Genomic DNA, 3,656 nt, shown 5'->3' with positions numbered 1-3,656 from the left:
CGCCTATCGTTAAGGTTTGTAAAGGGGTTTGACGACAGTTAAACTGATGAGTGTGATTAGGAAAGCTGATGAGAGGAGAGACAGGGCCGTAGCTTGCGGGGCCCGACGCAATCGCCAGAAGTTTTGTTAAGAAAGTTGAGGGTTTTGCTTTCTGTGGGTCAGCTCGTGATACCTTTCTAAAACCTGAAAGCGGGAAAGTCCGGTGCAATTCCGGCGCTGTGCCGCAACTGTAAAAGTCAGAATGCCGATTTCGGGGGCGCTTTGTGGGCGTTTACTTTTGGATTCCCTGCGTAGCACGGGGAGGAGATTATTTGTTAGCTTTGACTGATTTGCCGACTTGTCCGGGTTTATTTTACGGTTCCCAAGCCCGAGACGGAGTTTTATCGAGAATGCGGATTCCGGGGGGAATTTTAAACGCGCAGCAGTGTCGGACGATCGCCGATTTGGCAGATCAATACAGTACCGGCTGTTTGCAAGTGACGAATCGGGGAAATTTGCAAATCCGAGAAGTGCACTCGGAAATTCCCCCGGAAGTCTGGAACCGCTTGCAGGAATTGGGGATAGCGTCTCGCCGCGTTGAAGTTGACCCGATTCGCAATATTATGGCAAGCCCGACAGCAGGGATCGATCGCCAGCAGTTACTGGATACTCGCCCGCTAGTGAAAGCTTGGGATGATTACCTGCAAACGCATCCCGAATTGTCGGAACTTTCGCCTAAGTTCAGTATTGGCTTCGACGGCGGGGAATCGGTTTCGATCCAGGCTTTACGCAACGATATTTTATTAGCTGCTGAAGCGCTTTCAACCCAATCAGAAATCGTTTTTCGGCTGCATTTAAACGGCGATACAGGAATTTTCATCCAAGAATCGCAATGTATTTCAGTATTAGCCGCCCTCGCTAGCACCTATCTTGAATACACCAAAAATCGACCTCGAATTGATGGCAAAAAACCGCGTTTGCGTCACCTGCTGACAGATTGGGGCGCTGAAAGTTATCTAGAAAGGGTACAGCAGAATTTACCATTTTTATGGCAATTCACATCTTGCACCTTTCCCAAAAACAGGCAAGATGCCTGTTCCACAAAGAGTGAATTTCCTTGTGGGGTGGGCATCTTACCCGCCCGTTCGATCGCCTTTCCCAAAAACAGGCAAGATGCCTGTTCCACAAAGAGTGAATTTCCTTGTGGGGTGGGCATCTTGCCCGCCCGTTCGATCGACTCATCTGCAAGGGCGATCGAACAATCCCGACATCTCGGCATTCATCCTCAGCGACAGTCCGGTTTTTCCTACATGGGAATTGCGCTGCCTCTCGGTAGGCTAGAATCAAAGCAACTGCGGAATTTGGCAAATTTAGCCCAAAATCTAGCCAGCGGTACCCTGAGACTTACGCCGTGGCAAAATCTGTTGATTTCTGATATCCCCAACTCCCAGCTTTTTGAGGTAAAACAGCAAATCGCCGATTTGGGATTGCACTCGTCAGCGACTCGCCTAGATTCGTGCTTGGTGGCTTGTGCCGGCAGCAGCGGCTGTGCGTCGGCGGCGACAGATACTCAAAGTCACGCCCTATCAATGGTGAGGGATTTAGCGCAAAAATTGACGATCGACCTGCCGATTAACATTCATTTCAGCGGTTGCCAAAAGTCCTGCGCCCAGCACCAGCCAATTGATATCACGCTGGTGGGAATTCAGATTGAGCGAGGAGACGAGACGATCGAAGGTTACGACATTTATGCGGGTAGAAAAGATTTGCCCTTCGGACAACCAATTTTTCCGGCGGTGAGTGCGGTCGAGATGCCCGGTGCGATCGAGCGAATGTTGCGGGTGTATCAGCGGTTTCGAGAGCCTTTGGAGTCATTTGGTGAGTTTGTCGATCGGCAGGCGATCGACCAATTACAGCAGTTGTTAAGCACCGAAAATAGGAATTTAAAGTGAAAAAATATACCATTAAAACTGACAAGTTTTAAGCACCTATCTTGATATTTTTCCCTTCGCGTCCTAGCGCTTACGCGCCGCTTCGCTAACGCGCCTTCGCGGTTCATTCAAAAAATCTATTTCACAAATCCCACAAACTTCCCATAGCAGTTTTAAACAATGATTGACTACATTCGAGACGGAACAGAAATCTACACCAAATCCTTCGCCACAATTCGAGCCGAAGCAGATTTGTCAAGCTTGCCGCCCGATTTAGAATCGGTAGCCGTGCGACTAATTCACAGTTGCGGCATGACCGATATTGTTACAGATTTAGCAGCTTCCCCCGGTGCAGCCACCTGCGGACGCCAAGCCCTCGCCGCAGGTGCGCCGATTCTGTGCGATGCCCGGATGGTGGCCGAAGGCATCACTCGCAAACGCCTTCCGGCTGACAATCCGGTGATTTGCACCCTCTGGCATTCCGAAATCCCGGAGTTGGCGCGACAAATGGGAAATACTCGATCGGCTGCGGCGCTTGATTTATGGCTGGACAACTTGCAGGGTGCGGTTGTGGCAATTGGCAATGCCCCGACTGCTTTGTTCCGACTACTGGAAATGTTGGATGCCGGAGCACCCAAACCGGCTTTAATTCTGGGTTTCCCGGTAGGATTTGTGGGGGCTGCCGAATCCAAAGCCGAACTCGCTGCCAACAGTCGGGGAGTGCCATTTATTACGTTGCACGGGCGGCGCGGTGGCAGTGCAATGGCCACGGCAGCCGTGAATGCGTTAGCGAAAAAGGATGAATTATGACTAAGGCTACTGGTAAATTGTACGGTTTGGGTATTGGCCCTGGCGATCCAGAATTGATCACATTGAAAGCTTATCGGATTTTGCAATCGGTGCCGGTGATTGCCTATCCGGCGATGGAAAATGGTAAGGTGCTGGCGCGGGCGATCGTTGCTGATTATCTGCGCCCGGAGCAAATTGAGATTCCGATGCCGTTGCCTTTTAGTCCGACGCGATCGTCTCAACCTTATTATGATATTGCTGCCGAGAAAATTGCCGCCCATCTGAGCGAGGGACAGGATGTGGCGGTGCTGTGTGAGGGCGAACCTTTTCTCTACGGCTCGTTTATGTATCTATTCAACCGTTTGTCGGCGAGATTTACCACTGAAGTTGTGCCGGGAATTTCTTCGACAATGGCGAGTGCGGCTGCGTTGGGAGTGCCGCTGACTTATCGTAACGATGTGTTAAGTATTATGCCTGCGACGCTGGATGCTGAGGTTTTGCGCGATCGACTGGCGGTTGTTGATGCTGCTGTAATTATTAAACTGGGGCGGCATTTTGCGAAAGTCCGGGACGTACTGATTGAGTTGGGACAGTTCGATCGAGCATTGTATATAGAACGCGCAACTATGCCGAATCAGCGAATTCGGGCGATCGCAGATGTCGAGCCCGCTGAAGTTCCCTATTGGGCTCTCATTATGATACCTAGCCAGCAGAAGTCTGTATCTTAATATTTCCATGCCTGAAGGCGACGCGCTTCCAGGCTTTACCTAGTTTTTGTCCATTCTTTCCCATTTATCCACCATTCCTGCTATTTATAAGTCAATCTTATACATATCATCAGTTAATCTGTTGTTAAAAAACTTTACAAACCTGAGAATATGCTTTATGTTTATTTACATGGCGGAACACAAAGCCGTCACGAACATTGAAAACCAAATAAAGCAATCATAAACAAAT

The 3,656-nt window shown here is 49.7% G+C and carries 3 protein-coding genes and 1 riboswitch; all 3 genes read left to right on the top strand.

Translation table 11 applies throughout. The annotated features are described in order from the left end of the window. Positions 1-175 precede the first annotated feature (175 nt). Positions 176-255: riboswitch (adenosylcobalamin-variant (AdoCbl-variant) riboswitch) on the top strand. An 8-nt stretch (positions 256-263) separates the two neighbouring features. The 3 genes from cobG (at position 264) to QT984_RS29570 (ending at position 3,427) form a co-directional block, all read left to right on the top strand. Continuing rightward, entirely contained in the window at positions 264-1,931 is a 1,668-nt protein-coding gene (gene cobG / locus QT984_RS29580) for a precorrin-3B synthase (protein ID WP_333375569.1), read from the top strand. A gap of 159 nt (positions 1,932-2,090) precedes the next feature. After that, positions 2,091-2,720 carry a precorrin-8X methylmutase gene (locus tag QT984_RS29575; RefSeq protein ID WP_333275228.1) on the top strand — a complete coding sequence of 210 codons (630 nt, stop codon included), beginning with the start codon at positions 2,091-2,093 and terminating at the stop codon, positions 2,718-2,720. Continuing rightward, on the top strand, positions 2,717-3,427 hold the full coding sequence (locus QT984_RS29570; RefSeq protein ID WP_333058637.1) for a precorrin-2 C(20)-methyltransferase: 711 nt from the start codon (positions 2,717-2,719) through the stop codon (positions 3,425-3,427). The genes QT984_RS29575 and QT984_RS29570 overlap by 4 nt, the downstream gene beginning before the upstream one ends. Positions 3,428-3,656: the final 229 nt, after the last annotated feature.

The organism is Microcoleus sp. Z1_B2, assembly GCF_036700325.1.
Taxonomy (GTDB): domain Bacteria; phylum Cyanobacteriota; class Cyanobacteriia; order Cyanobacteriales; family Microcoleaceae; genus Microcoleus.
Note: the sequence above shows the minus strand (reverse complement) of the source record. Positions and strands in the feature narration are given on the sequence as shown.

Coding starts and splice junctions, on each gene's coding strand:
- QT984_RS29575 (WP_333275228.1), top strand. CDS start 2,091: ATGATTGACTACATTCGAGACGGAACAGAAATCTACACCAAATCCTTC.
- QT984_RS29570 (WP_333058637.1), top strand. CDS start 2,717: ATGACTAAGGCTACTGGTAAATTGTACGGTTTGGGTATTGGCCCTGGC.